20 protein-coding genes, 2 tRNA genes and 4 rRNA genes are annotated in these 26,203 nt (G+C 57.2%); 20 read left to right on the forward strand and 6 right to left on the reverse strand.

What is annotated here, in order from left to right:
- The 7 genes from AC0T4W_RS04715 to AC0T4W_RS04745 are packed head-to-tail and all read left to right on the forward strand — an operon-like array spanning position 1 to position 5,111.
- Positions 1-642: a MotA/TolQ/ExbB proton channel family protein gene (locus tag AC0T4W_RS04715; RefSeq protein WP_476316804.1), complete on the forward strand. Its 642-nt coding sequence runs from the start codon at positions 1-3 to the stop codon at positions 640-642.
- Positions 639-1,070 (forward strand): ExbD/TolR family protein, encoded by a 432-nt coding sequence (locus AC0T4W_RS04720; RefSeq protein WP_476316807.1) that lies wholly within the window; start codon positions 639-641, stop codon positions 1,068-1,070. Before AC0T4W_RS04715 ends, AC0T4W_RS04720 begins: the two co-directional genes overlap by 4 nt.
- Positions 1,071-1,116: 46 nt before the next feature.
- Entirely contained in the window at positions 1,117-1,956 is an 840-nt protein-coding gene (locus AC0T4W_RS04725; protein ID WP_476323461.1) for a heme/hemin ABC transporter substrate-binding protein, read from the forward strand.
- Complete coding sequence (locus AC0T4W_RS04730; protein ID WP_476316810.1) at positions 1,953-2,990, forward strand: FecCD family ABC transporter permease; 1,038 nt, start codon at positions 1,953-1,955, stop codon at positions 2,988-2,990. Before AC0T4W_RS04725 ends, AC0T4W_RS04730 begins: the two co-directional genes overlap by 4 nt.
- The gene (locus AC0T4W_RS04735; protein ID WP_476316813.1) at positions 2,990-3,757 is read left to right on the forward strand and encodes a heme ABC transporter ATP-binding protein; all 768 of its coding nucleotides are present in this window, start codon (positions 2,990-2,992) and stop codon (positions 3,755-3,757) included. Before AC0T4W_RS04730 ends, AC0T4W_RS04735 begins: the two co-directional genes overlap by 1 nt.
- A 10-nt stretch (positions 3,758-3,767) precedes the next feature.
- Positions 3,768-4,649, forward strand: coding sequence for a ChaN family lipoprotein (locus AC0T4W_RS04740; protein WP_476316816.1), 882 nt, complete (start codon positions 3,768-3,770; stop codon positions 4,647-4,649).
- A gap of 54 nt (positions 4,650-4,703) precedes the next feature.
- On the forward strand, positions 4,704-5,111 hold the full coding sequence (locus tag AC0T4W_RS04745) for a nuclear transport factor 2 family protein (protein ID WP_476316819.1): 408 nt from the start codon (positions 4,704-4,706) through the stop codon (positions 5,109-5,111).
- A 274-nt stretch (positions 5,112-5,385) separates the two neighbouring features.
- Here AC0T4W_RS04745 and AC0T4W_RS04750 read toward each other — a convergent pair whose 3' ends face one another.
- The 4 genes from AC0T4W_RS04750 to AC0T4W_RS04765 all read right to left on the reverse strand — a co-directional run bounded on the left by AC0T4W_RS04750 (position 5,386) and on the right by AC0T4W_RS04765 (position 8,745).
- Complete coding sequence (locus AC0T4W_RS04750) at positions 5,386-6,186, reverse strand: Crp/Fnr family transcriptional regulator (protein ID WP_476316822.1); 801 nt, start codon at positions 6,184-6,186, stop codon at positions 5,386-5,388.
- A gap of 106 nt (positions 6,187-6,292) precedes the next feature.
- Complete coding sequence (locus tag AC0T4W_RS04755; RefSeq protein WP_476316825.1) at positions 6,293-6,565, reverse strand: TfoX/Sxy family protein; 273 nt, start codon at positions 6,563-6,565, stop codon at positions 6,293-6,295.
- Between the two features lie 188 nt (positions 6,566-6,753).
- Positions 6,754-7,098: a pentapeptide repeat-containing protein gene (locus AC0T4W_RS04760; RefSeq protein ID WP_476316828.1), complete on the reverse strand. Its 345-nt coding sequence runs from the start codon at positions 7,096-7,098 to the stop codon at positions 6,754-6,756.
- A 78-nt stretch (positions 7,099-7,176) separates the two neighbouring features.
- Entirely contained in the window at positions 7,177-8,745 is a 1,569-nt protein-coding gene (locus AC0T4W_RS04765; protein ID WP_476316831.1) for a bifunctional aminoglycoside phosphotransferase/ATP-binding protein, read from the reverse strand.
- Between the two features lie 118 nt (positions 8,746-8,863).
- Between AC0T4W_RS04765 and mrcB the strand changes: the two genes are divergently transcribed.
- The 3 genes from mrcB to AC0T4W_RS04780 are packed head-to-tail and all read left to right on the forward strand — an operon-like array spanning position 8,864 to position 12,215.
- Positions 8,864-11,182: a penicillin-binding protein 1B gene (mrcB, locus tag AC0T4W_RS04770; RefSeq protein ID WP_476316834.1), complete on the forward strand. Its 2,319-nt coding sequence runs from the start codon at positions 8,864-8,866 to the stop codon at positions 11,180-11,182.
- Positions 11,183-11,199: 17 nt separating this feature from the next.
- Entirely contained in the window at positions 11,200-11,886 is a 687-nt protein-coding gene (locus AC0T4W_RS04775) for a tetratricopeptide repeat protein (protein WP_476316837.1), read from the forward strand.
- Positions 11,886-12,215, forward strand: coding sequence for a YqcC family protein (locus tag AC0T4W_RS04780; protein ID WP_476316840.1), 330 nt, complete (start codon positions 11,886-11,888; stop codon positions 12,213-12,215). Before AC0T4W_RS04775 ends, AC0T4W_RS04780 begins: the two co-directional genes overlap by 1 nt.
- Positions 12,216-12,230: 15 nt before the next feature.
- On the opposite strand, the gene AC0T4W_RS04785 is transcribed toward AC0T4W_RS04780, so the two are convergent.
- Positions 12,231-12,674: a DUF4124 domain-containing protein gene (locus AC0T4W_RS04785; protein ID WP_476316843.1), complete on the reverse strand. Its 444-nt coding sequence runs from the start codon at positions 12,672-12,674 to the stop codon at positions 12,231-12,233.
- 407 nt (positions 12,675-13,081) lie between these two features.
- Between AC0T4W_RS04785 and AC0T4W_RS04790 the strand changes: the two genes are divergently transcribed.
- Together AC0T4W_RS04790 and ilvN are read left to right on the forward strand one after the other, a co-directional pair.
- Positions 13,082-14,806: an acetolactate synthase 3 large subunit gene (locus tag AC0T4W_RS04790; RefSeq protein ID WP_476316846.1), complete on the forward strand. Its 1,725-nt coding sequence runs from the start codon at positions 13,082-13,084 to the stop codon at positions 14,804-14,806.
- A gap of 2 nt (positions 14,807-14,808) precedes the next feature.
- The gene (gene ilvN / locus AC0T4W_RS04795; RefSeq protein ID WP_476316849.1) at positions 14,809-15,300 is read left to right on the forward strand and encodes an acetolactate synthase small subunit; all 492 of its coding nucleotides are present in this window, start codon (positions 14,809-14,811) and stop codon (positions 15,298-15,300) included.
- An 88-nt stretch (positions 15,301-15,388) separates the two neighbouring features.
- Here the strand turns inward: ilvN and ilvY are convergent, their stop codons facing one another.
- A complete protein-coding gene (gene ilvY / locus AC0T4W_RS04800) occupies positions 15,389-16,270 on the reverse strand; it encodes an HTH-type transcriptional activator IlvY (RefSeq protein ID WP_476323464.1) in 882 nt (293 codons plus the stop codon).
- Positions 16,271-16,394: 124 nt separating this feature from the next.
- On the opposite strand from ilvY, the gene ilvC reads away from it, so the two are divergent.
- The 8 genes from ilvC (at position 16,395) to AC0T4W_RS04840 (ending at position 26,145) form a co-directional block, all read left to right on the forward strand.
- Positions 16,395-17,411: a ketol-acid reductoisomerase gene (ilvC, locus tag AC0T4W_RS04805; protein ID WP_275961622.1), complete on the forward strand. Its 1,017-nt coding sequence runs from the start codon at positions 16,395-16,397 to the stop codon at positions 17,409-17,411.
- A 156-nt stretch (positions 17,412-17,567) separates the two neighbouring features.
- Positions 17,568-18,380 (forward strand): CDP-diacylglycerol--serine O-phosphatidyltransferase, encoded by an 813-nt coding sequence (gene pssA / locus AC0T4W_RS04810; protein WP_476316853.1) that lies wholly within the window; start codon positions 17,568-17,570, stop codon positions 18,378-18,380.
- Between the two features lie 681 nt (positions 18,381-19,061).
- A 16S ribosomal RNA gene (locus AC0T4W_RS04815) occupies positions 19,062-20,597 on the forward strand.
- Positions 20,598-20,662: 65 nt separating this feature from the next.
- Positions 20,663-20,739: transfer RNA gene (locus AC0T4W_RS04820), tRNA-Ile, on the forward strand.
- A 31-nt stretch (positions 20,740-20,770) separates the two neighbouring features.
- Positions 20,771-20,846: transfer RNA gene (locus tag AC0T4W_RS04825), tRNA-Ala, on the forward strand.
- A 244-nt stretch (positions 20,847-21,090) separates the two neighbouring features.
- Positions 21,091-23,980: ribosomal RNA gene (locus AC0T4W_RS04830) — 23S ribosomal RNA — on the forward strand.
- Between the two features lie 133 nt (positions 23,981-24,113).
- A 5S ribosomal RNA gene (rrf, locus tag AC0T4W_RS04835) occupies positions 24,114-24,229 on the forward strand.
- 379 nt (positions 24,230-24,608) lie between these two features.
- Positions 24,609-26,145, forward strand: a 16S ribosomal RNA gene (locus tag AC0T4W_RS04840).
- Together the 16S, 23S and 5S rRNA genes with 2 tRNA genes alongside form the textbook arrangement of a ribosomal RNA operon.
- Positions 26,146-26,203 lie beyond the last annotated feature (58 nt).

Genomic DNA, 26,203 nt, shown 5'->3' on the forward strand with positions numbered 1-26,203 from the left:
ATGAGCCAGTGGTGGAGTGCGATGGGGCCGCTGGGCTGGCCGTTGGCATTGTGTTCGCTGCTGGCGCTGGCGCTGATCCTGGAGCGCCTTAGCGTATTTCTGCGGTTACAGCCGCTGAGCACTGCCGCCGGGCGGGCGGCCGTCAGCGCTTGCCGTACCTGTGAGCGTGAGCACTGTAAAGGCCGCGCGCGCGGGTGGCGTTATGGCTTGGCGTTGTTGCTCAAGCACAGCGCTTTACCGGCCGTGCAGCGTGAGGAATTGCTCGGTTGCTGGCTGCTGGAGGAGCGCCAGCGCCTCAATCGTCAACTGCGCCTGCTGCAGCTGATCGGCATGCTGGCGCCCATGCTCGGCTTGCTCGGCACGGTGCTGGGCATGCTGGAAATGTTTGCCACTATCGCCGGGCAGAACAGCCCGGTGACCCCGGCGCTGCTCGCCGATGGCCTGTGGCAAGCGCTGTACACCACGGTGTGGGGCTTGCTGATCGCCATTCCGGCACTGGCGGCGGGGCAGGGCTTTGCCTTGTGGGCCGAGCGTTACCTGGAAGGCGTGCAGGCGTTGCTCAATCGTTGTCAGTTGGCATTGGACGGCCTGGAGCTGGAACTGCCGGGTCATCAGCCGGCCGCGCAGTGGGTATTGTCGTGATTCGTCTGCCTGCCGCCAGCAGCTCCCAGGGCAACCTGCTGCCCGATCTGACGCCGCTGCTTGATGTGATCTTTATCGTGCTGGTGTTCTTTCTGCTGACCGCGCAAACCCCGCTGCTGGAGCTGCCCTTGCAGTTGCCGCAGAGCCGTGAGGCGCTGCCCACAGCGAGTGCCGGCAGTGGCGAGCGCATGCAAATACAGCTGTCTGCCGAAGGGGATTGGCACTTTAACGGCGCCCCGCAGGCGGATTTCAGCGCACTGCGCACTGAGCTGACTGCAGCCTTTGCCGCCGACAACACTGCGAGCCTGGATTTGGCGCTGGATCGTCAGGCGCCGCTGTCGGCATTTCTCGACCTGATGGCGCTGCTGCAACAGCAGGGCATTCAGGACAGTCGCATTCTTTTAGAGGCCAATCATGAAACGCCTTAACACTCTGCTCGCCCTGTGTGCGGGCTTTTGGGTTTGTTCTTCGGCGATGTCCGCCGAGCCGTTGCCGCAACGCTGGATCAGTTCCGGCGGCTCGCTCAGTGAGTGGGTGGTGGCGCTGGGCGGCGAAAGTCGCTTGGTGGGCGTGGACAGCACCAGTCAGCATCCAGAATCGCTGCGTGCGCTGCCGAGCATCGGTTATCAGCGCCAGTTGGCGGCCGAGGGCATGCTGACCCTACGCCCGGATATGCTGATCGGCAGTGAAGAGATGGGGCCACCGCCGGTGCTGGCGCAGTTGCGTGGCGCCGGTGTGCGGGTGGAAATGCTCTCGTCCAAAGCGGATCTGACCAGCCTGCAAGCCAGCTTGCAGCGCATCGGCACTTTGTTAGGTGAGCCGCAACGAGCTGATCAGGCCTTCGCGGCCTATCAGCAGCGCTTGCAGCAGCAGGCCGACTGGCTGGTGACTGCACAGCGTCAGCAGGCGGCGCCGGGTGTGCTGCTGTTGCTCGGGCATGCCGGCGGCAGCCCGATGGCGGGCGGTAAGGACACCTCGGCCGACTGGCTGATCGAGCGCGCCGGTGGGCGCAACCTGGCCAGCCATAGTGGTTTCAAGGCACTGTCCACCGAGGCCTTGCTGGCGCTTGATCCAGAAGTGGTGATCATTGCAGATCGCAGCCTGTCCGGTGCTGCTGCGCGTGAGGCGCTGTTGCAGCAGAACCCAGCGCTGGCAGCGACCCGCGCGGCGCGTAACCAGCGTTTGTTGATGCTCGACCCGACGCTACTGGTCGGCGGTCTCGGCCCGCGTTTGCCGGATGGGCTGGCGGCCTTGTCCGCAGCCTTTTATCCTGCCAGCCAACCTCTGGTCGCCGAAGCTAAGCCCACGCCATGAATCCTGTTATTCGACCGCGCTCACTGTTTATCGCGCTGGGCCTGTTGCTGGCGCTCGCGCTCTGGTTATCCCTGGCGCTGGGGCCGGTCAGCCTGCCGCTGCTGGACACCCTCAAAGCGGCGCTGCGCCTGTTGGGCCTGGCGCAACCGGGTGATGATTTGGCCCAGGCCGAACTGATACTCGGGCAGATCCGTCTGCCGCGCACCTTGCTCGGCCTGCTGGTCGGCGCGGTGCTGGCGCTGTGCGGGGTGGCGATGCAGGGGCTGTTTCGCAACCCGCTGGCTGACCCAGGCCTGATCGGCGTATCCAGCGGCGCGGCCCTCGGTGCGTCGATTGCGATTGTTGGCGGGGCTATGCTGGGCGGCCTGCCGGAGGCCTTCGCACCTTATCTGTTGTCGTTGTTCGCCTTTATCGGTGGCCTTGGGGTGACTGCGCTGGTCTATCGCCTGGGCCGGCGAGACGGTGAAACCAATGTGGCGACTATGCTCTTGGCCGGTATTGCGTTGACCGCACTGGCCGGCGCGGCCATCGGTCTGTTCACCTATCTGGCCGATGACGCCACCTTGCGCACCCTGACCTTCTGGAACCTGGGCAGCCTCAACGGCGCCAGTTACGCACGCCTATGGCCGTTGCTGCTGGTGACCGCGCTGGTGGCGCTGTGGTTGCCACGGCGGGCCAAGGCGTTGAATGCCTTGCTGCTCGGCGAATCCGAGGCGCGTCACCTGGGCTTTGCTGTGGAGCGGGTCAAGGCCGAGCTGGTGTTCTGTACCGCCCTTGGTGTGGGAGCAGCCGTGGCGGCAGCGGGGATGATCGGCTTTATCGGCCTGGTGGTGCCGCATCTGGTGCGTCTGCTGGTGGGGCCGGATCATCGCGTGCTGTTGCCGGCCTCGGCCCTGGCGGGTGCCAGCCTGTTGCTGCTGGCCGATCTGGCGGCGCGGTTGGTGCTGGCCCCGGCGGAATTGCCGATTGGTATTGTCACGGCGCTGATTGGCGCGCCGTTCTTCCTTTATCTGTTGCTGCGGGGGCGTACCTGATGTTGCGCGCGGAAAATCTGGCGGTACAGCGCGGCCCATGCACGGTGTTGGCGGATATCAACCTGGAGTTGCGCCCCGGCGAAGTGCTTGGCGTGCTGGGGCCCAATGGCGCCGGCAAAAGCACCTTGCTCGGCGCCTTGTGTGGTGAACTGCAACCGAGTCACGGCGATGTCTGGCTGGATCAGCGGCGGTTGCAGGACTGGCCCGGCAGCGAGCGTGCGCAACGCCTGGCGGTATTGCCGCAGACCTCGACGCTGAACTTTGCCTTTCGCGTGGAAGAAGTGGTCGGCATGGGTCGTCTACCTCACGCCAGCGGCCGCGTGCGTGATGCGCAGATTATCAAGCAGGCGCTGGAGGCGGCCGATGCCTTGCACCTAGCTGGGCGCAGTTACCTGGCGTTATCTGGCGGCGAGCGTCAGCGCGTGCACCTGGCGCGGGTGCTGGCGCAGCTGTGGCCGGGCGGTGAAGGGCAGATGCTGCTGCTCGATGAACCCACTTCGATGCTTGATCCGCTGCATCAGCACACCACATTGCAGGCCACCCGCGCCTTTGTCGAGCAGGGCGCAGCGGTGCTGGTGATTCTTCACGACCTTAACCTGGCCGCGCGTTACTGCGACCGCTTGTTGCTGCTCAATGGCGGTCGACCCCATGCACTCGGTAGCCCAGAGGAAGTCTTGCGTGCCGAGCCGCTGCAGGCTGTATTCGGGCTGGAGGTGCTGATACAACAGCATCCGGAACGGGGTCATCCTTTAATTGTCGCTCGTTAGGGTCATGTTTATGCGTATTGCCTTACTGCTGGTCTCTGCGCTGTTGAGCGCTTGCCAGGCCTCGTTACCGGCTTTACCCGCCTGGCAGAGCCCGGAAGGTTTGCAGCATCCTGAGCTGGGGCAGATTGTCGAGTTGCGCACTGGTGCTCGGATGACGTCTGAGCAGTTGCTTGAGCGCTTGGCCGCTGCGCCCAAAGTGCTGGTGGGCGAGCGGCATGACAATCCCGATCACCACGCGCTGCAGCTCTGGCTGTTGCGCGCGCTGGCAGCGCAGCGGCCGCAGGGTAGCCTGCTGCTGGAAATGCTGACACCGGATCAGCAGATCAAGATCGATCAGGCGCGCGCGGCCATCGCGGCCGGGCAGGCGCCGCAGGACATCCTGAGTGCCCTGGCCTGGCAGCCGGGCTGGGCCTGGTCGCTGTACGGACCGCTGGTGCAGCATGCTTTGCGTCAGCCGTATCCGCTGCTGGCCGCCAATCTCGAACGCCGTGAAATCATGCAAATCTATGCTCAGGTGCCGCAGTTGCAAGGGCAGGCTTCCACGGCTCAATCAGTGCGTGAGGCGTTGTTTGAACAGATTCGTCAGTCGCACTGCAACCTGCTGCCGGAAAGTCAGTTGCCCGCCATGCTTGCCGTGCAGCAACAGCGGGATCGGCGCATGGCCGAAGCCCTACTGGCCGCGCCTGAACCGAGCCTATTGTTTGCCGGTGTGTTCCATGTGCGCCGCGAGCTGGGCGTGCCGCTGCATCTGCAGGATTTAGGCGCAGCTAAAGGTGTGCAGGTGTTAATTCTGGCGGAGGTTGGCAGCCAGATTGCCGCCGAGTCGGCTGATTACGTCTGGTACACCCCTGCGCAACCTGAGCAGGACCACTGCGCAAAACTGCGACCCTAGCCCGATTTGCCTGCGGCTGAGCAGGTAATCTGCGGTTTTCACCGGAGACCGCCGATGCCAGCCGCTGCCCATGCCTTGCTTACCCGCTACTTCAATGCCCTCAACGAACGCGACAGCCGCGCCTGCCTGGCCCTGCTCAGCGTCGATGTGCTGCTGGACATCAACCAGGGGCCGCGCGAGCAGGGCTTGCAGGCCTTTGCCGACTACCTGGAGCGCACCCAGCGCTGCTACCGCGAAAGCATTGATAACCTGCATATACTCACGGAGCCGAGCGGGCAGCGTGCCGCTTGTGAATTCACCCTGAACGGCGAGTACCTGAGCACCGACGACGGGTTGCCAGACGCCTGTGGCCAGAGCTATCAACTGACTGCGGCAAGCTTCTTCGAGATTCGCGACGGCAAGATCTGCCGGGTAAGCCAGCACTTCAATCTGCCGGAGTGGCTGGCGCAGGTTGATTTCTAACGGTTGCTAAACGTACTTTTCGACAGACAAAAAAAGACCCGGCAAGAGCCGGGTCAATAACCGTGATTAGCCTGATGAGGAGATAATCTGAAGAGGCCGACTGAAGGTCTCTTAAGCTTATCGGCTGATCTCGCGACCAGTTGTGATAATAATAACAATTCTCATTTCTATGTCAACACTCCCAAGCTAACTTTTTTATCTGCCGGCCAAAAACTGTCCGGCTATAAAAAAGCAACCCGACGCGAGGTCGGGTTGCTGAAGTCGCAAGCGGGGTTCAGGGCACTTCGCCCGGCAGGCGCAGCTGGGTGACTTCCTTGTTTAGCAGATCGATGCGTTTGGCCATATTCTCGATCAGGCTGTGGGCAATCCGGGGGTTGCTCTGCATCAGGCTGAGAAATTGCTCTTTGGGTATCACCATGACCGTACACGACTCGCTGGCCAATACGGTGGCGCTACGCTTCTCGCGGGTGAACACGGCCATGGCGCCGAAAATTTCGTCCTTTTGTACATCCCCGACTTTATGCCCATCGACGTAGGCCTCAGCGTGGCCTTCGATAATGATAAAGACGTTGTCGGCCACATCGCCTTGATGGATCAGCTCTTCACCTGCGGCAAAATGCTGGAAGCCGGTGGAGGGGCGAATTTCCGGTTGTTTCAGGCGCGCCAGGGCGTCGGACAGCAGGGCGGTATGGCCGATCAGGTACTGGATAAACAATTCCTGACGCTCTTCGCTGGCATAGATGTGCTTGAACACGTCGCTGCGCGAGTAGGGGATCAAGCTCAGTTGCTCTTCGCTGCTGTAGCGGCAACTGGGCATGTCCAGGCCCTGGCGCAGGCCAACCAGGTCGCCTTCCTGCAGATAGAACAGCGGACGTTCGTCGACCACGGCATGCAGCAGGCCATTTTCAATGATGAATAGCTGATTGCCCGGCAGTATCTTGGCCAGGTCTTCCGCACGTTCAAGCTGTAGTGGCGATCCAGCAGGTGCAAGCCCATCGAGCAATTGAGTGGGGATGCTTTGTAGTCGGTTGATCAGCTGATCGGCGTAAGCCGGTTGCTCCCCGAGTAAATACATGAGCGAATTTCCTTGAACTGGCTGGGCATACTAAACCGCACGAACGTCCCTAAAACAATAGTTGCCAGCGCGCTTCAGGTAAATCAAAAGCCTGATAGGTTGTGAGCTAGCTCTTGTTGTGGGGTGAACTTTCATCGAGCTGGCCATTCAATTCGGCTTTATGCCCGGGTGGCAGTTCGTTCCAGTGCACGTCCAACAGCGCGCCTTCAATTGCATACAGCAGCACCTTGGATGCCCTGAAGCCGCGCGCGCGTACCGCTCGATAAGCGCCCACCGCACCCAGCCGGCGCAGGTCATTGGCGCTGTGAATGCCGACTGCGTGTAACCACTGGGCCGAGGTTTTGCCGAGGTTCTTCAGGTGTTGCAACTCATCGTTCATCAAGCCTCCTTGCGCTGCTGGGCAGTCGTGCGGATGGAGTCAGTTTGGCGTGCCTGCCAGAAAGTGTAGCGGCCAGCGGACAAAACGTGGCTGTTTGGCATCACCTCGGGTCTGGCGCAGAACACACCGCCAGCGTCGGCTCTGGCGCCTGATAATCGCGTGCTGACGTCGGCGTGATTCAAGGGGGCTCAACGGGTGTTGTAGCGCAGGCGGGTGCCGAAATTCACTGACATAAGAATCTCGTCAGCCGTCAGCTCGACCGGAAAGTAGGCCCCGGAAATCTGCGCGTGAGCCAGGCTGGCACCTTCGAGTTGGGCGTTGCGCAGGTCAAGGCCGCGTAGGTCGGTACCGCGAAAGTAGGCGTTGGTGAAGTTGATGCCTTGGGCATCCAGGTCGCGCAGATCAATCCCGCGAAAATCACCGTCGCTCAGGTCGACGACTGTGTCTTTGGGCTTTTGTGCGTTGAAAGCGGGGATTTGTTCGTTGCGAATCAGGATATACAGCGGGCTATCCAGTTGTCGGGGCTGGCTCATGGGGCATCTCCTTATGAACTCCCCGCCAGTATAGAAGCCGCGGCGCGCTCTGCTCGCGCCGCAACTCTTATTGCCCGGTTACTTGTTCAGGCCAGGTAGGCGCTGACGAATGCGTGCGATCAGGGTGTCGAGGCTGGCGCTTTCGTGGGTGTCTACACGCTTGCTGTGCAGCAACTCATCGTCACTCAGCGCTTCGCGGCTGGCTTGCTGGGCGTGTACGACATCCATGGTGGCGTCGGACGGGTCGCTGCCAGCAGCCTGGCGCTGTTCCAGCCAACTGGCGATCACTTCGTCCGGGGCGCTGCATTCCAAAATCAGGAAGGGCGCACCGCAGGCTTCGGCCACCTGGCTGGCCGCTTCGCGTTGTGCCTGCTTGAGGTAAGTGGCGTCTATGACTACCGGAAAGCCGGCATGCAGGGCCGCTTCGGCGAGCTGGTGCAGGCGCTGGTAAGTGGCGGCGCTGGCGTCCTGGGTGTAGATACCTGCGCTAAGTTTGCCGAGGTCGGTATCCTTTTGCTCGCCAAACAGGCGCTTACGCTCTACATCCGAGCGCAGGCGAATAGCGCCCAGTGCTTCGACCAGACGCATGGCCACATGGCTTTTGCCTACAGCTGAAACGCCGTGGGTAATGGCCAGGAAGTTGGAGGGGATGGCGCTGTAGCTTTCCGCTAGGTTGGCGTAGTTGCGGTATTGGCGCAGGGTCACGGCTTTTTGCACGGCATCGGTCTGATGGGCCAGGCTGAACAGCGCAACCTTGGCGCGCACCAGGGCGCGGTAGGCTTTGTAGAAGTTCAGCAATTCCAGGGCTGCGTAATCACCGGTGTGCTCCAGCCAGGCATTGACGAAGCGCCAGGCGTGGGCCTTGAGGCCACGGTCTTCCAGGTCCATGGCGAGGAAGGCGGCGTCTGAGGCGATATCGATCAGACGGAACGGCTCGTTGAACTCGATGCAGTCGAACAGCACCACCTGGTCGTCCAGCAGGGTGGCGTTGCCCAAGTGAATATCGCCGTGGCACTCGCGGATTGAGCCATTGGCCGCGCGTGTGGCCAGCAGCGGCTCAAGGCGCGCGCAGTTGGCTTCGGTCCAGGCTTGCAGGGCTTCCAGCTGCTGCAGGTCGGCCGCGTCATTGAGCATTGGACGGATCTGTTCGAAGTTCTGCCGCATCGGCGCGACGATCGCTTCAGGCGTGCACAGCGCATGGCTGGCCGCGACCGCTGGGGTCGCGGCGTGGAAGTCGGCAATCTGTTTGGCCAGGGCATCGATATGCGCCTCGCTCAGTTCGCCGCGCGCCTGTACTTCGCTGAGCAGCTGGCTTTGCGGGAACTGGCGCATTTTCAGCGCGTATTCGATGGCCGGACCGCTGCCGTCGAGCTGCGGGGCATCGATGCTGCCGCTGATCGGCAGCACTTCCAGGTAAAGTCCCTGGGTTAGGCGCTGGTTGAGGCGCAGTTCTTCCTTGCAGAAGTGCTCGCGGGCGCTCAGTTCGGTGAAGTCGAGAAAGCCGAAGTTCACTGGTTTTTTCAGCTTGTAGGCGAAGGGGCCAGTGAGTACCACCCAGGAAATATGGGTTTCGATGACCTGGAACTGCTCCACGGGGTGGGGGTAGAGGGCCGGGTTCTGCAGTGCGGCGATCAGAGCTTGGCTCACGGGCGATCCTTGGCGTTGTGCTGAATTAAGAGGCGGCCATTATGGCCGCCCAGCGCCAGTCTGCAAACCGTAGCGCTGGCCTGCTGGCAAGCGGGCAAAGTGCGTATAATGCCGCGCCATGACTCGTACCCGATCTTCCCGTCCCCGTTCTAAACGCCGTTCCGGCGGTATGCGCCCCTGGTTGGGCTGGGCTATCAAGCTCGGTCTGGTTGGTTTGGTGGTGTTCGCCGTGTTTGCGGTTTACCTTGATGCTGTGGTGCAGGAGAAGTTCTCTGGCAAGCGCTGGACTGTGCCGGCCAAGGTCTATGCCAGGCCGCTGGAGCTGTTCGTTGGACAGAAACTGGCCAAGGAAGATTTCCTCAAGGAACTGGATGCCCTGGGCTATCGCCGCGAGAAAGCAGTGGCCGGCCCCGGCGGCGTGTCGGTGGCGGGCAATAACATCGAGCTGCATTCGCGCGGGTTTCAGTTCTACGAAAGTGTTGAGCCATCGCAGCGCGTGCGTGTGCGCTTCTCCGGTGATTACGTGGCTGGGCTGACTCAAGCCGGTGGCAGCAATCTGGCAGTGGCGCGGCTTGAACCGTTGCTGATTGGCGGTTTGTACCCGGCGCATCAGGAAGACCGCCTGCTGATCAAACTGGAGCAGGTGCCGCCTTATCTGGTGGAAACCCTGGTGGCGATTGAGGATCGCGAGTTCTTTAACCACTTCGGCGTGTCACCCAAAGGCATTGCCCGTGCGGTGTGGATCAACGCTACCGCAGGGCAGTTGCGCCAGGGCGGCAGCACCTTGACTCAGCAGTTGGTGAAAAACTTCTACCTAACCAACGAGCGCACCTTGGTTCGCAAAGCAACCGAGGCCATGATGGCGGTGTTGCTGGAGCTGCATTACGAGAAGAAGGACATTCTTGAGGCCTACCTCAATGAAGTGTTCCTGGGGCAAGACGGACAGCGTGCGGTGCACGGCTTTGGTCTGGCCAGCCAGTATTTTTTCAGTCAGCCACTGTCCGAGTTGAAGCTTGATCAGGTGGCGCTGTTGGTGGGCATGGTCAAGGGGCCGACTTACTACAACCCACGGCGTAACCCTGAGCGTGCGCTGGAGCGGCGCAATTTGGTGCTTGATGTGTTGGCTGCTCAGGGTGTGGCCAGCGCCGAAGAAGTGGAGGCAGCGAAGCAAAAAACCTTGGGCATTACCCAGCGCGGCACCTTGGCGGACAGTTCGTTCCCAGCCTTCCTTGATCTGGTCAAGCGCCAGCTGCGGGAGGATTACCAGGAGCAGGACCTGACCGAAGAAGGCTTGCGTATCTTCACCAGCTTCGATCCGATCATGCAGCTCAAAGCCGAAAGTGCCTTGGCCGACACCCTGAAACGTCTGTCCGGGCGCAAAGGGGTTGATCAGGTCGAGGCAGGGATGGTGGTGACCAGTCCGGAAAATGGTGAGGTACAGGCCATGATTGGTAGCCGCCAGCCGCGTTTTGCCGGCTTCAATCGCGCGCTGGATGCGGTGCGGCCGATTGGCTCACTGATCAAGCCGGCGATCTACCTGGCGGCCTTGGAGCGGCCAAGCCAGTACACCCTGACCAGCCTGCTCGAAGATCAGCCATTCTCTCTCAAGGGTCAGGACGGTCAGGTGTGGAGCCCGCAGAACTACGACCGCAAGGCCCATGGCACGGTTTATCTGTATCAAGGCCTAGTCAACTCCTACAACCTGTCTAGCGCCAAGCTCGGCCTGGAGCTCGGCGTGCCTGAGGTGCTCAAGACCCTGAAACGATTGGGTGTCGAGCAGGATTGGCCTGCGTATCCGTCGATGCTTTTGGGCGCGGGTGGGTTAAGCCCGATGAGCGTGGCGAATATGTACCAGACCCTGGCCAATGGCGGCTTCAACACGCCCTTGCGCGGTATTCGCAACGTGCTGACGGCTGAGGGTGAGCCGCTCAAGCGCTACCCCTACCAGATTCAGCAACGCTTCGACAGCGGCGCTATCTACCTGCTGCAGAACGCCATGCAGCGCACAATGTCTGAAGGCACAGGGCGCTCGGTCTACAGCCAGCTGCCACGCTCCCTGGCTCTGGCCGGCAAGACGGGTACCAGTAACGATTCGCGCGACAGTTGGTTTGCCGGTTTCGGTCAGGATGTCCTGGCGGTGGTCTGGTTGGGCCGTGATGACAACGGCCCAACCCCGCTAACGGGCGCGACTGGCGCATTGCAGGTATGGACGGACTTTATGCGCAAGGCCGATCCGCTGCCGCTGGATATGCCGGTGCCGGATAACATTGTGCAGGCCTGGGTCGATGCCAATAGCGGTCAGGGCACTGACCCGAGTTGTCCGAATGCAGTACAGATGCCGTATATTCGCGGCAGCCAACCTGCGGCTGGGCCGGCCTGTGGTATTCAGGCTCCGGTCAACGAAGTGATGGATTGGGTACGCGGCTGGTTGGATTAAGTAAATGAGGGTGTGACGTGAATAAATGGTTAATTCCCGCTGTAACGGCTTCGTTGATATTGGCTGGTTGCAGCAGTGTGCCGCGCGGTTCGATTCCGGTCGTTGAAGGCGGCAGCGCGGTCGCCGGCGCACAGTCGGGTACGCCAGGCGGTTATGGTGCTCCAGTCACACAGCCTCAGGCCCTGCCGGAAGACTCTGGCGTGGTGGTGATGGTGCCGGGCGGTGGCGGTAGTTCTGCGCCGATTCAGTCGTTCCCAGCAAGCAATGCGCCGCTGGATATTGGCACCACCACCCCACCATGGAGTGCTACGCCGCAAGGCGGCTATGTCGCACCAGCACCCAGCGGCATTCCAAGTGGTGGTTTGGCCATGGATGAGCAGCTGGATGGTCCGGTTCTGGCTTTGTTGACTACGGCTCAGCAGCAGCAGGGCGGTGGCGATCTAAATGGCGCTGCCTCCAGTCTGGAGCGCGCTCAGCGTATTGCACCGCGTGAACCGCAGGTGCTCTATAAGCTTGCCGAAGTGCGTTTGGCTCAGGGCGATGCGGCCCAGGCCGAACAATTTGCCCGTCGTGGTTTGAGCTATGCCAGTGGTCGTCCGGCTTTGCAGGCCAGTCTGTGGAATCTGATTGCACAGGCTCGTGAGCGTCAGGGTGATGCTGCGGGTGCTGCCCAGGCCCGTGAGCAGGCGCGAGTCAGTCTCTGATGGATGCACGTGTGCTTGCCGTGGCAGAGCAGTTACTGCTGATCGAGCGTGAATTGCGTGTGCTGGGCTGGTGGGATGTGCAGGCGCCCAGTGCGCAGGCGCTATCCAGCCAGCAGCCGTTCTGTGTCGATACGCTGGCGTTCGAGCAGTGGCTGCAGTGGATATTCCTACCGAGGATGAAACAGATGCTGGAAACTGGGGCGGCGCTGCCCAGTGTTTCTGGGATTCAGCCGATGGCCGAGCAGATGTATGGCGGCCAGGCCAAGAAGGCGAGAGAACTGATCAGGCTGTTGGGTGAATTCGATCAGCTGATTGTTGGCGCGGCCTGAGCCGCGCCAGCTCGCTTATTTGCAGTTTTCGGCAATCGCCTTCTGCGCTTCGCTGATACGGCTCTGGCGATCTTCTTCGCTTAGGCGACGTACTTCGCCGTCTACTTCTATGCGTACGCGCGGGTTGTTCTGCAATTGTGCAAGGTTAGTGCGCACATCTTCGCAGTACTTCTTACGCTCCACTTCTTTGGCGGCAACCTCCTGCTTGACCTTTTCATTGATGGCCGCCTGCTCGGGGTCGGCGATGCTTTCGAAGGTTGGCGTGGCTTTCTTCTCCTCTGCAACCGCAGGCTTTGGCGGCGGTGTTGCGGTGTTGATGCTGGTTGCTTCTTGGCCTTGCGGCGGTTGTGCGCTGAAGTGCGTTACGCCCTGGGCGTCGACCCACTTGTAAACCTGGCTGGCCATGGCGGTGGCGCTCATGGCGAGCAGCAAGCTGCTGGTGATCATCATGCGGCGCATGCGGTTTCCTTATATTGAGCTGCGGTGCCTGTTGACTACTATAACCAAAATGTTCGAATCGTCATCCTGCGCTGCGTCACAGCAGAAGATTGCAGATTCAATCACGGATTACTTGACTTGGTCGCGCCGAATCCGAACAATTCCACGCTCGCTGTAGTGGAGTCCGCCGCAAGCAGGCTTTAGCTCAGTAGACATGAGGCGCATACCCGCGCCGACCTGTTACACCCGCAACGCGTTACCTCGCGCTGGGTGGGAAAACCCCGCAACACTTTGGGGTATTCCCAATACTTGCTCAGTTGTAGCTGACGTAGTCGGCGACCACCGTCGCTCATGCTCTGCTGGCAGTAAACCTATCTTAGGCCGTCCTCCTTGTTGGGCGGTTTTCTGGCGTTTTAGAGGTGAACAACGTGGAGCTTTTATCCGGCGCTGAAATGGTCGTCCGCTTTTTGCGTGACGAAGGCGTTAAGAACATCTATGGGTACCCGGGCGGTGCTCTTCTACACATCTACGATGCCTTGTTCAAAGAGCCGGAAGTTCAGCACATCCTGGTTCGTCACGAGCAAGCGGCAACCCATATGGCTGACGGCTATGCCCGCGCCACCGGTAAAGCCGGTGTGGTGCTGGTAACCTCTGGCCCTGGCGCAACCAATGCCATCACCGGTATTGCTACCGCCTACATGGACTCCATTCCGATGGTGGTGTTGTCTGGCCAGGTGCCCAGCACCATGGTTGGCACCGATGCCTTCCAGGAAACCGATATGATCGGTATCTCCCGGCCGATCGTGAAGCACAGCTTTATGATCAAGCACGCTTCGGAGATTCCGGAAGTATTGAAGAAAGCCTTCTATCTGGCGCAATCCGGCCGTCCAGGCCCGGTGGTTGTGGATATCCCGAAGGACATGACCAACCCGGCTGAGAAGTTCGAGTACGTCTATCCGAAGAAGGTCAAGCTGCGCTCCTACAGCCCAGCGCTGCGTGGTCACTCCGGACAGATCCGCAAAGCGGCTGAATTGTTGCTGACGGCTAAGCGTCCAGTCATCTACTCCGGTGGTGGCGTGATCATGGGCGGTGCTGCAGCGCCGCTGACTGAGCTGGCGCAGATGCTCAACCTGCCCGTCACCAACACCCTGATGGGTTTGGGCGGCTATCCAGGCACCGATCGCCAGTTTCTCGGCATGCTCGGTATGCACGGCAGCTACACCGCCAACCTGACAATGCACCATGCCGATGTGATCCTGGCTGTTGGTGCGCGCTTTGATGACCGGGTGATCAACGGTGCGAGCAAATTCTGCCCGAGTGCCAAGATCATCCATATTGATATCGACCCGGCGTCCATCTCCAAAACCATCAAGGCCGATATCCCAATCGTCGGCCCGGTTGATAGCGTGATGACCGAGATGGTCGCGATCCTTAAAGAGATCGGCGAGCAGCTGAACAAGGAAGCGCTGGCGAGCTGGTGGAAGCAGATCGAAGAGTGGCGCGGTGGGCGCATCATGTTCCCTTACGACAAGGGCGACGGCAGCATCATCAAACCGCAAACCGTGATCGAAACCCTCTCCGAAGTCACCGGCGGCGATGCCTTCGTGACCTCTGACGTCGGCCAGCACCAGATGTTTGCAGCGCAGTATTACCGCTTCAACAAGCCGAACCGTTGGATCAACTCCGGCGGCCTGGGCACCATGGGTTTTGGTTTCCCTGCGGCTATGGGCGTCAAGCTGAGCTTCCCGGATGAGGAGGTCGCTTGTGTGACTGGCGAAGGCAGCATCCAGATGAACATTCAGGAGCTGTCGACCTGCCTGCAGTACGGTTTGCCGGTGAAAATCGTCAACCTGAACAACGGCGCGCTGGGCATGGTGCGCCAATGGCAGGACATGAACTACAACAGCCGTCACTCGCATTCCTACATGGAGTCGTTGCCGGACTTCGTCAAGCTGGCCGAGGCCTATGGTCACGTCGGCATGCGCATCACTGATCTGAAGGACCTCAAACCGAAGATGGAAGAGGCCTTTGCGATGAAAGATCGCCTGGTGTTCCTCGATATCCAGGTTGATACCAGTGAGCACGTCTACCCGATGCAGATCAAAGACGGTGCAATGCGCGATATGTGGCTGAGCAAGACGGAGCGGACCTAATCATGCGACACATTATCTCCCTGCTGCTGGAAAACGAGCCCGGCGCACTGTCCCGCGTGGTGGGTCTGTTCTCGCAGCGCAACTACAACATCGAAAGCCTGACCGTGGCGCCGACCGAAGACCCGACCCTGTCACGCCTGACGTTGACCACGGTGGGTCATGATGAAGTGATTGAGCAGATCACCAAAAACCTCAACAAGCTGGTCGAGGTGGTTAAGCTGGTCGACTTGTCGGAAAGCGCTCACGTTGAGCGCGAGCTGATGCTGGTCAAGGTCAAGGCCACCGGCGCTCAGCGCGCCGAGGTCAAGCGCACCACGGATATCTTCCGTGGGCAGATCGTCGATGTGACCAGTAGCGTCTACACCATCCAACTGGCCGGTACGACTGACAAGCTGGACAGCTTTATCCAGGCCATCGGCACCACGTCGATTCTGGAAACCGTGCGCAGTGGTGTGACGGGCATTGCTCGTGGCGACAAGGTGTTAAGCATCTGATTGCGTTGTACTGATAAAAGCAAAAGCCCTCGGGGGAATACCTCTGAGGGCTTTTTGCTTTTCGGAGTAGATGCCTTGCTGCCAGCATCTAGCGTTGGCGATTCCAGAAGGCATTGATCAGTGGGTCTTTAAGGCGTCTCTCCAGCGCGAACAGGCCGATCTCGTAACCGGTTAACGGCGGCTGAATATCGTAAATACGGATGCGTGCGGCCAGCGGGCTGTTGTCGAGGACGATTTGCGGCACCACGCCAATACCAAAGCCCAGGCTCACCATGCTCACGATGGCTTCGTTACCACTCACTTGTGCATAAATCAGCGGCTTGATGTTGTGGCTTTTCAGCCAGCGGTCGGTTCGGGTTCGCGCGAGGTCTTCTTCTGAGAGGATCATCGGTACGTCCCGCCAGCTTGCAGCGTCGGGATGTTTCAGCTGTTCTTCGCTCAATAGCTGAGGAGACTGGGGGCCGATAAAGCACAGCTCTGAGCGGGCTATCGGTTGGAATTCGATGCCGGCCGGCAAGTTGTCGGGTCGAGCGCCGATGGCAAGGTCTTCCAGTCCTTCTTGTACGCGCTCCACGGCTTTGGCTGCATCGCCGGTGTGAAGCTTCATTTCGATGCGCGGATAGTCCTGGCGAAAGCTGCTCAAGATGTCGTAAAGGAAGCTGTAGCTGGCTGTAACTGAGCAGTACAGAGAGAGTTCCCCGTGCAGGACTAGCTGATCTTGCTTGAAAGTTTGGCGAATGGCGTGCCAGCCGTTCATGACCTCACTCGCATACTCGCGGAACTGTTGCCCCTCACGGGTCAGGCGTACTGAGCGGTTGTCGCGCAGAAACAGGGTGGCGCCGAGTTCGTCCTCGAGCTGCTTGATGCTGCGGCTGAGCGCAGAAGGGCTGACGTGCTGCTCGCGGCTGGTTTTACCGAAATGCAGATTGTCGGCCAGGGAGAGAAAGAGCCTGAGTGCGTGACTATCCATATTTGTTTCAGTTATCGGCATGTTGTGTTGCAAATATATCATTTTACGCAATGGTGCGGATCACTTAAGGTGTCTCCGTCGCGGTGCTTGCACCCCATCCTTTTCGATTAAAAGAGCCAAAAACATGAAAGTTTATTACGACAAAGACTGTGACCTCTCGATCATCCAGGGCAAGAAAGTTGCCATCATTGGTTACGGCTCCCAGGGTCACGCTCAAGCATGCAACCTGAAAGACTCCGGCGTTGACGTCACTGTCGGCCTGCGTAAGGGCTCGGCCACCGTTGCCAAAGCTGAAGCCCATGGCCTGAAAGTGACTGACGTTGCTTCCGCTGTTGCTGCTGCTGACTTGGTCATGATCCTGACCCCGGACGAATTCCAGTCTTCGCTGTACAAGAACGAAATCGAGCCGAACATCAAGAAAGGCGCCACCCTGGCCTTCTCCCACGGCTTCGCGATCCACTACAACCAGGTTGTGCCGCGCAGCGATCTCGACGTGATCATGATCGCGCCGAAAGCTCCGGGCCACACCGTGCGTTCCGAGTTCGTCAAAGGCGGCGGTATACCTGACCTGATCGCGATCTATCAGGACGCTTCGGGCAACGCCAAGAATGTTGCCTTGTCCTACGCTGCTGGTGTGGGTGGCGGTCGTACCGGCATCATCGAAACCACCTTCAAGGACGAAACCGAAACCGACCTGTTCGGCGAGCAAGCCGTTCTGTGCGGCGGCACTGTTGAGCTGGTTAAAGCCGGTTTCGAAACCCTGGTTGAAGCTGGCTACGCGCCAGAAATGGCCTACTTCGAGTGCCTGCACGAACTGAAACTGATCGTTGACCTCATGTACGAAGGCGGCATCGCCAACATGAACTACTCGATCTCCAACAACGCCGAATACGGCGAGTACGTGACTGGTCCTGAAGTCATCAACGCCGAGTCCCGTCAGGCCATGCGCAATGCTCTGAAGCGCATCCAGGATGGTGAGTACGCGAAGATGTTTATCAGCGAAGGTGCTACCGGCTACCCATCGATGACCGCTAAGCGTCGTAACAACGCTGCTCACGGTATCGAGATCATCGGCGAGCAACTGCGCTCCATGATGCCGTGGATCGGTGCCAACAAAATTGTCGACAAAGCTAAGAACTAAGCGTTGTTGCTCTAAGAAAAAGCGCGGCCTTGGCCGCGTTTTTTCATTGTGCAGCAAGGGTTCTGGTATAAAGCCTGGGTGTTGCATGGGTGCTATCGTGAACCGTTGTCGTGAGCGCCTGTCGAAATTTTCCACATCCGTTGCAAGGTATTGTTCATGAATGAACGTCCAGATGAGCCGCAGTCTCCCGTCGACGCTGAAAGTTTGTTGCCAATCGATGAGCATATAGAGGAGGGGCATGACGCCGAAGGGCGCAAGGTTCGTCATCGCGGCATCTACCTGCTGCCCAACCTGTTTACCACGGCCAACCTGTTTGCCGGTTTCTACGCCATCATCAATGCCATGAACGGCAACTTCTATGTGGCTGCTGCTGCAGTGTTTGTTGCCATGGTGCTCGATGGTCTCGATGGGCGTGTGGCGCGCTTGACCAATACCCAGAGCGCCTTTGGGGCTGAGTATGACTCGCTGTCTGACATGGTCGCCTTTGGTGTAGCGCCTGCCTTGCTCGCGTTTGAGTGGGCGCTGGGCAGCATGGGCAAAGTCGGCTGGATGGTGGCCTTCATCTATGTAGCTGGCGCTGCGTTGCGTCTGGCGCGCTTCAATACGCAGATTGGCAGCGTCGATAAGCGCTACTTTATTGGCCTGGCCAGTCCGGCTGCTGCGGGTGTGGTAGCAGGCACGGTGTGGGCCTTCAGTGATTTCGGTATTAAAGGCTCGAATATGGCTTTTGTAGTTGCCATCCTGGTAGCCGCTGCCGGCATGCTGATGGTCAGCAATATCAAGTACAACAGCTTTAAGGATCTCGACTTGAAAGGGCGCGTGCCTTTTGTAGCGATCCTGGCAGTAGTACTGGTGTTCGCTGTGGTGTTCAGTGATCCGCCGCGTATTCTGCTGATCATCTTCCTGGCTTACGCGGCCTCGGGGCCGATTCAGTACCTACTGCGTCTGCGTCGTAGTAAAAGCGCCTAGTTACTGCGTAGCAGGTTCGACAAAGCCGTTGAAGCGTCAGCTTCAACGGCTTTGTCGTTTCTGCAGGCGATGCGTAGGTGGCTGTATGGCTGCAGGCCTTGATTGCGGGGGGTGTTGAAACAAAAACGCAACAATCGATTGACCTGCGTTCGCCAGTCCCTATAATGCGCAGCTCTTCAGGCGTATGCGGCTCCTTAAACTTCTTACAAAACAAGAAGTTAGATTTAAAAGGGGGTTGCAAAGCAGCGAAAGCTGTGTAGAATGCGCCTCCTCTTCAGGGGGTGGTGTTTGAGTCTGGAGGGGTTCGATCGAGATGATCGGAGGTAGTAAAAGAGGTGGTTGACAGCGGTTTGAAAAGCTGTAGAATTCGCCTCCCGCTAACGAGAAGCTTAAGGCTGAACGGAGGCGCAAGTGGTTGAGTAGAAAGAACTTCTTCGGAAAGAACTTCGAAAAACAGCTTGACGTAAGACGAGGCTGCTGTAGAATGCTCGCCTCGGTTGAGACGAAAGACTTAACCACCCGCTCTTTAACAACTGAATCAAGCAATTCGTGTGGGTGCTTGTGAGGTAAGACTGCTAGTCGCAAGATTATCAGCATCACAAGTTACACCGCGAGAAATCAAAGATGTAACCAACGATTGCTGAGCTAGGTTTAGGGTTTTCTCAAAACCCAAGCAGTATTGAACTGAAGAGTTTGATCATGGCTCAGATTGAACGCTGGCGGCAGGCCTAACACATGCAAGTCGAGCGGTAGAGAGAAGCTTGCTTCTCTTGAGAGCGGCGGACGGGTGAGTAATGCCTAGGAATCTGCCTAGTGGTGGGGGATAACGTTCGGAAACGGACGCTAATACCGCATACGTCCTACGGGAGAAAGCGGGGGATCTTCGGACCTCGCGCCATTAGATGAGCCTAGGTCGGATTAGCTAGTTGGTGAGGTAAAAGCTCACCAAGGCGACGATCCGTAACTGGTCTGAGAGGATGATCAGTCACACTGGAACTGAGACACGGTCCAGACTCCTACGGGAGGCAGCAGTGGGGAATATTGGACAATGGGCGAAAGCCTGATCCAGCCATGCCGCGTGTGTGAAGAAGGTCTTCGGATTGTAAAGCACTTTAAGTTGGGAGGAAGGGTAGTAACTTAATACGTTGCTACTTTGACGTTACCGACAGAATAAGCACCGGCTAACTTCGTGCCAGCAGCCGCGGTAATACGAAGGGTGCAAGCGTTAATCGGAATTACTGGGCGTAAAGCGCGCGTAGGTGGTTTGTTAAGTTGGATGTGAAATCCCCGGGCTCAACCTGGGAACTGCATCCAAAACTGGCAAGCTAGAGTACGGTAGAGGGTGGTGGAATTTCCTGTGTAGCGGTGAAATGCGTAGATATAGGAAGGAACACCAGTGGCGAAGGCGACCACCTGGACTGATACTGACACTGAGGTGCGAAAGCGTGGGGAGCAAACAGGATTAGATACCCTGGTAGTCCACGCCGTAAACGATGTCAACTAGCCGTTGGGAGTCTTGAACTCTTAGTGGCGCAGCTAACGCATTAAGTTGACCGCCTGGGGAGTACGGCCGCAAGGTTAAAACTCAAATGAATTGACGGGGGCCCGCACAAGCGGTGGAGCATGTGGTTTAATTCGAAGCAACGCGAAGAACCTTACCAGGCCTTGACATGCAGAGAACTTTCTAGAGATAGATTGGTGCCTTCGGGAGCTCTGACACAGGTGCTGCATGGCTGTCGTCAGCTCGTGTCGTGAGATGTTGGGTTAAGTCCCGTAACGAGCGCAACCCTTGTCCTTAGTTACCAGCACGTAATGGTGGGAACTCTAAGGAGACTGCCGGTGACAAACCGGAGGAAGGTGGGGATGACGTCAAGTCATCATGGCCCTTACGGCCTGGGCTACACACGTGCTACAATGGTCGGTACAAAGGGTTGCCAAGCCGCGAGGTGGAGCTAATCCCATAAAACCGATCGTAGTCCGGATCGCAGTCTGCAACTCGACTGCGTGAAGTCGGAATCGCTAGTAATCGTGAATCAGAATGTCACGGTGAATACGTTCCCGGGCCTTGTACACACCGCCCGTCACACCATGGGAGTGGGTTGCACCAGAAGTAGCTAGTCTAACCTTCGGGGGACGGTTACCACGGTGTGATTCATGACTGGGGTGAAGTCGTAACAAGGTAGCCGTAGGGGAACCTGCGGCTGGATCACCTCCTTAATCGAAGACTTCAGCTTCTTCATAAGTTCCCACACGAATTGCTTGATTCATTGCGAAAGACGATTGGGTCTGTAGCTCAGTTGGTTAGAGCGCACCCCTGATAAGGGTGAGGTCGGCAGTTCGAATCTGCCCAGACCCACCAATTGTTGTGGGGTTTGGCCTTGTACGAATATGGGGCCATAGCTCAGCTGGGAGAGCGCCTGCCTTGCACGCAGGAGGTCAGCGGTTCGATCCCGCTTGGCTCCACCATATACAGACGCGTTGAGAGTTCAGAAATGAGCGTTCCTGCTAAAGCAGATGAATGTTGATTTCTGGTCTTTGGCCAGTAAGAAAATCGTTCTTTAAAAATTTGGGTATGTGATAGAAGTGACTGATTAATTACTTTCACTGGTAATTAATTTGGTCAAGGTAAAATTTGTAGTTCTCAATTGCAAATTTTCGGCGAATGTCGTCTTCACGTTAGAGACAGTAACCAGATTGCTTGGGGTTATATGGTCAAGTGAAGAAGCGCATACGGTGGATGCCTTGGCAGTCAGAGGCGATGAAAGACGTTGTAGCCTGCGATAAGCTCCGGGGAGTCGGCAAACAGACTTTGATCCGGAGATCTCTGAATGGGGGAACCCAGCCAGCATAAGCTGGTTATTACACACTGAATACATAGGTGTGTAAGGCGAACCAGGGGAACTGAAACATCTAAGTACCCTGAGGAATAGAAATCAACCGAGATTCCCTTAGTAGTGGCGAGCGAACGGGGACTAGCCCTTAAGTTGATTTGAGAATAGTGGAAGGCTCTGGAAAGTGCCGCCGTAGTGGGTGATAGCCCCGTACACGAAATTCTCTTATCAATGAAATCGAGTAGGACGGAGCACGAGAAACTTTGTCTGAATATGGGGGGACCATCCTCCAAGGCTAAATACTACTGACTGACCGATAGTGAACTAGTACCGTGAGGGAAAGGCGAAAAGAACCCCGGAGAGGGGAGTGAAATAGATCCTGAAACCGTATGCGTACAAGCAGTGGGAGCCCACTTTGTTGGGTGACTGCGTACCTTTTGTATAATGGGTCAGCGACTTATATTCAGTGGCGAGCTTAACCGAATAGGGGAGGCGTAGCGAAAGCGAGTCTTAATAGGGCGACAGTCGCTGGGTATAGACCCGAAACCGGGCGATCTATCCATGGGCAGGTTGAAGGTTGGGTAACACTAACTGGAGGACCGAACCGACTACCGTTGAAAAGTTAGCGGATGACCTGTGGATCGGAGTGAAAGGCTAATCAAGCTCGGAGATAGCTGGTTCTCCTCGAAAGCTATTTAGGTAGCGCCTCGTGTATCACTGTTGGGGGTAGAGCACTGTTTCGGCTAGGGGGTCATCCCGACTTACCAAACCGATGCAAACTCCGAATACCAACAAGTGTCAGCACGGGAGACACACGGCGGGTGCTAACGTCCGTCGTGAAAAGGGAAACAACCCAGACCGTCAGCTAAGGTCCCAAAGTTATGGTTAAGTGGGAAACGATGTGGGAAGGCTTAGACAGCTAGGAGGTTGGCTTAGAAGCAGCCACCCTTTAAAGAAAGCGTAATAGCTCACTAGTCGAGTCGGCCTGCGCGGAAGATGTAACGGGGCTCAAACCATACACCGAAGCTACGGGTTCATCTTAGGATGAGCGGTAGAGGAGCGTTCTGTAAGCCTGTGAAGGTGAGTTGAGAAGCTTGCTGGAGGTATCAGAAGTGCGAATGCTGACATGAGTAACGACAATGGGAGTGAAAAACTCCCACGCCGAAAGACCAAGGTTTCCTGCGCAACGTTAATCGACGCAGGGTGAGTCGGCCCCTAAGGTGAGGCAGAAATGCGTAATCGATGGGAAACGGGTTAATATTCCCGTACTTCTAATTACTGCGATGGAGGGACGGAGAAGGCTAGGCCAGCACGGCGTTGGTTGTCCGTGTTTAAGGTGGTAGGCTGAGATCTTAGGTAAATCCGGGATCTTAAGGCCGAGAACTGATGACGAGTTATCTTTTAGATGACGAAGTGGTTGATGCCATGCTTCCAGGAAAAGCTTCTAAGCTTCAGGTAATTAGGAACCGTACCCCAAACCGACACAGGTGGTTAGGTAGAGAATACCAAGGCGCTTGAGAGAACTCGGGTGAAGGAACTAGGCAAAATGGCACCGTAACTTCGGGAGAAGGTGCGCCGGTGAGGGTGAAGCATTTACTGCGTAAGCCCATGCCGGTCGAAGATACCAGGCCGCTGCGACTGTTTATTAAAAACACAGCACTCTGCAAACACGAAAGTGGACGTATAGGGTGTGACGCCTGCCCGGTGCCGGAAGGTTAATTGATGGGGTTAGCTAACGCGAAGCTCTTGATCGAAGCCCCGGTAAACGGCGGCCGTAACTATAACGGTCCTAAGGTAGCGAAATTCCTTGTCGGGTAAGTTCCGACCTGCACGAATGGCGTAACGATGGCGGCGCTGTCTCCACCCGAGACTCAGTGAAATTGAAATCGCTGTGAAGATGCAGTGTATCCGCGGCTAGACGGAAAGACCCCGTGAACCTTTACTATAGCTTTGCACTGGACTTTGAGTTTGCTTGTGTAGGATAGGTGGGAGGCTTTGAAGCGTGGACGCCAGTTCGCGTGGAGCCAACCTTGAAATACCACCCTGGCAACCTTGAGGTTCTAACTCTGGTCCGTTATCCGGATCGAGGACAGTGTATGGTGGGTAGTTTGACTGGGGCGGTCTCCTCCTAAAGAGTAACGGAGGAGTACGAAGGTGCGCTCAGACCGGTCGGAAATCGGTCGTAGAGTATAAAGGCAAAAGCGCGCTTGACTGCGAGACAGACACGTCGAGCAGGTACGAAAGTAGGTCTTAGTGATCCGGTGGTTCTGTATGGAAGGGCCATCGCTCAACGGATAAAAGGTACTCCGGGGATAACAGGCTGATACCGCCCAAGAGTTCATATCGACGGCGGTGTTTGGCACCTCGATGTCGGCTCATCACATCCTGGGGCTGAAGCCGGTCCCAAGGGTATGGCTGTTCGCCATTTAAAGTGGTACGCGAGCTGGGTTTAGAACGTCGTGAGACAGTTCGGTCCCTATCTGCCGTGGACGTTTGAGATTTGAGAGGGGCTGCTCCTAGTACGAGAGGACCGGAGTGGACGAACCTCTGGTGTTCCGGTTGTCACGCCAGTGGCATTGCCGGGTAGCTATGTTCGGAAAAGATAACCGCTGAAAGCATCTAAGCGGGAAACTTGCCTCGAGATGAGATCTCACTGGAACCTTGAGTTCCCTAAAGGGCCGTCGAAGACTACGACGTTGATAGGTTGGGTGTGTAAGCGCTGTGAGGCGTTGAGCTAACCAATACTAATTGCCCGTGAGGCTTGACCATATAACACCCAAACAATTTGATGTTTGTGTGTCTCTATGAAGACTGCAACAGCCGAAAATTTGTAAGCACTGCAAAACCATCTATCACATACCCAATTCGGGATAGCGCTTAACGCGACATCCCAGCTGAATCGCTTGACGACCATAGAGCATTGGAACCACCTGATCCCATCCCGAACTCAGTAGTGAAACGATGCATCGCCGATGGTAGTGTGGGGTTTCCCCATGTGAGAGTAGGTCATCGTCAAGCACCTACACCAAAACCCCCGATCAGGAAACTGGTCGGGGGTTTTACTATTAGTACAAGCATGAGGTTTTTGAGCGATCAAAAATCACTGCTGACAAGTTATGTAATGCAAGTAGTTGAGTAAAAAGAACTTCTTCGGAAAGAACTTCGAAAAACAGCTTGACGTAAGATGAGGCTGCTGTAGAATGCGCGCCTCGGTTGAGACGAAAGACTTAACCACCCGCTCTTTAACAACTGAATCAAGCAATTCGTGTGGGTGCTTGTGAGGTAAGACTGCTAGTCGCAAGATTATCAGCATCACAAGTTACTCCGCGAGAAATCAAAGATGTAACCAACGATTGCTGAGCTAAGTTTAGGGTTTTCTCAAAACCCAAGCAGTATTGAACTGAAGAGTTTGATCATGGCTCAGATTGAACGCTGGCGGCAGGCCTAACACATGCAAGTCGAGCGGTAGAGAGAAGCTTGCTTCTCTTGAGAGCGGCGGACGGGTGAGTAATGCCTAGGAATCTGCCTGGTGGTGGGGGATAACGTTCGGAAACGGACGCTAATACCGCATACGTCCTACGGGAGAAAGCGGGGGACCTTCGGGCCTCGCGCCATTAGATGAGCCTAGGTCGGATTAGCTAGTTGGTGAGGTAAAGGCTCACCAAGGCGACGATCCGTAACTGGTCTGAGAGGATGATCAGTCACACTGGAACTGAGACACGGTCCAGACTCCTACGGGAGGCAGCAGTGGGGAATATTGGACAATGGGCGAAAGCCTGATCCAGCCATGCCGCGTGTGTGAAGAAGGTCTTCGGATTGTAAAGCACTTTAAGTTGGGAGGAAGGATAGTAACTTAATACGTTGCTACTTTGACGTTACCGACAGAATAAGCACCGGCTAACTTCGTGCCAGCAGCCGCGGTAATACGAAGGGTGCAAGCGTTAATCGGAATTACTGGGCGTAAAGCGCGCGTAGGTGGTTTGTTAAGTTGGATGTGAAATCCCCGGGCTCAACCTGGGAACTGCATCCAAAACTGGCAAGCTAGAGTACGGTAGAGGGTGGTGGAATTTCCTGTGTAGCGGTGAAATGCGTAGATATAGGAAGGAACACCAGTGGCGAAGGCGACCACCTGGACTGATACTGACACTGAGGTGCGAAAGCGTGGGGAGCAAACAGGATTAGATACCCTGGTAGTCCACGCCGTAAACGATGTCAACTAGCCGTTGGGAGTCTTGAACTCTTAGTGGCGCAGCTAACGCATTAAGTTGACCGCCTGGGGAGTACGGCCGCAAGGTTAAAACTCAAATGAATTGACGGGGGCCCGCACAAGCGGTGGAGCATGTGGTTTAATTCGAAGCAACGCGAAGAACCTTACCAGGCCTTGACATGCAGAGAACTTTCTAGAGATAGATTGGTGCCTTCGGGAGCTCTGACACAGGTGCTGCATGGCTGTCGTCAGCTCGTGTCGTGAGATGTTGGGTTAAGTCCCGTAACGAGCGCAACCCTTGTCCTTAGTTACCAGCACGTAATGGTGGGAACTCTAAGGAGACTGCCGGTGACAAACCGGAGGAAGGTGGGGATGACGTCAAGTCATCATGGCCCTTACGGCCTGGGCTACACACGTGCTACAATGGTCGGTACAAAGGGTTGCCAAGCCGCGAGGTGGAGCTAATCCCATAAAACCGATCGTAGTCCGGATCGCAGTCTGCAACTCGACTGCGTGAAGTCGGAATCGCTAGTAATCGTGAATCAGAATGTCACGGTGAATACGTTCCCGGGCCTTGTACACACCGCCCGTCACACCATGGGAGTGGGTTGCACCAGAAGTAGCTAGTCTAACCTTCGGGGGGACGGTTACCACGGTGTGATTCATGACTGGGGTGAAGTCGTAACAAGGTAGCCGTAGGGGAACCTGCGGCTGGATCACCTCCTTAATCGAAGACTTCAGCTTCTTCATAAGTTCCCACACGAATTGCTTGATTCATTGCGAAA

Source organism: Pseudomonas sp. C7.1, assembly GCF_056312395.1.

Coding starts and splice junctions, on each gene's coding strand:
- AC0T4W_RS04715 (WP_476316804.1), top strand. CDS start 1: ATGAGCCAGTGGTGGAGTGCGATGGGGCCGCTGGGCTGGCCGTTGGCA.
- AC0T4W_RS04725 (WP_476323461.1), top strand. CDS start 1,117: ATGTCCGCCGAGCCGTTGCCGCAACGCTGGATCAGTTCCGGCGGCTCG.
- AC0T4W_RS04730 (WP_476316810.1), top strand. CDS start 1,953: ATGAATCCTGTTATTCGACCGCGCTCACTGTTTATCGCGCTGGGCCTG.
- AC0T4W_RS04735 (WP_476316813.1), top strand. CDS start 2,990: ATGTTGCGCGCGGAAAATCTGGCGGTACAGCGCGGCCCATGCACGGTG.
- AC0T4W_RS04740 (WP_476316816.1), top strand. CDS start 3,768: ATGCGTATTGCCTTACTGCTGGTCTCTGCGCTGTTGAGCGCTTGCCAG.
- AC0T4W_RS04745 (WP_476316819.1), top strand. CDS start 4,704: ATGCCAGCCGCTGCCCATGCCTTGCTTACCCGCTACTTCAATGCCCTC.
- AC0T4W_RS04750 (WP_476316822.1), bottom strand. CDS start 6,186: ATGTATTTACTCGGGGAGCAACCGGCTTACGCCGATCAGCTGATCAAC.
- AC0T4W_RS04755 (WP_476316825.1), bottom strand. CDS start 6,565: ATGAACGATGAGTTGCAACACCTGAAGAACCTCGGCAAAACCTCGGCC.
- AC0T4W_RS04760 (WP_476316828.1), bottom strand. CDS start 7,098: ATGAGCCAGCCCCGACAACTGGATAGCCCGCTGTATATCCTGATTCGC.
- mrcB (WP_476316834.1), top strand. CDS start 8,864: ATGACTCGTACCCGATCTTCCCGTCCCCGTTCTAAACGCCGTTCCGGC.
- AC0T4W_RS04780 (WP_476316840.1), top strand. CDS start 11,886: ATGGATGCACGTGTGCTTGCCGTGGCAGAGCAGTTACTGCTGATCGAG.
- AC0T4W_RS04785 (WP_476316843.1), bottom strand. CDS start 12,674: ATGCGCCGCATGATGATCACCAGCAGCTTGCTGCTCGCCATGAGCGCC.
- ilvN (WP_476316849.1), top strand. CDS start 14,809: ATGCGACACATTATCTCCCTGCTGCTGGAAAACGAGCCCGGCGCACTG.
- ilvY (WP_476323464.1), bottom strand. CDS start 16,270: ATGGATAGTCACGCACTCAGGCTCTTTCTCTCCCTGGCCGACAATCTG.
- ilvC (WP_275961622.1), top strand. CDS start 16,395: ATGAAAGTTTATTACGACAAAGACTGTGACCTCTCGATCATCCAGGGC.
- pssA (WP_476316853.1), top strand. CDS start 17,568: ATGAATGAACGTCCAGATGAGCCGCAGTCTCCCGTCGACGCTGAAAGT.